This is a genomic window from Rhodopseudomonas sp. BR0G17, from assembly GCF_010907025.1.
In the GTDB taxonomy this organism is placed as follows: Bacteria; Pseudomonadota; Alphaproteobacteria; order Rhizobiales; family Xanthobacteraceae; genus Rhodopseudomonas; species Rhodopseudomonas palustris_H.
In genome coordinates this window covers 1-401 of record NZ_QUML01000210.1, presented here as the reverse complement: position 1 = coordinate 401, position 401 = coordinate 1, and the positions used below count along the sequence as shown (strand labels likewise).

The following is a 401-nucleotide window of genomic DNA, read 5'->3' as shown; positions in this document are numbered from 1 at the left end:
CTTCATATGCAATAACTTCAACTTCTTTTATTGTTTGGGCAATCAAAGCCCCTGTTCCTCCAAGAGCAGCAAAATAAACCGCTTTCTTCTTCTTTATTGAATCAATAACCTGTTGGCTGCGATAACCTTTTCCAATCATTCCTTTTAAACCTTTATCAAGCAGAGCAGGGGTATATTTATCCATTCTTCCGCTAGTGGTAGGGCCAGCTGACCCAATAATCTGTCCTGGTTTGGGAGGAGTAGGGCCGACATAATAAATCACTTGTCCCTTGATTTCAAAAGGAAGTTCTTCCCCTTGTTCCAACGCTTCCACCATTCTCCGATGTGCCGCATCCCGTGCAGCAAACACTGTTCCGCTGATTAATACTCGATCTCCTGCTTTTAAAGACAGAACAGTATCT

Annotated in this window: 1 protein-coding gene; it reads right to left on the bottom strand. The window is 42.9% G+C overall.

The genetic code is table 11. From position 1 onward, the window contains the following. Positions 1–401: FumA C-terminus/TtdB family hydratase beta subunit (locus DY467_RS25905; protein WP_246701656.1), on the bottom strand; the 401-nt coding region annotated here is incomplete at both ends.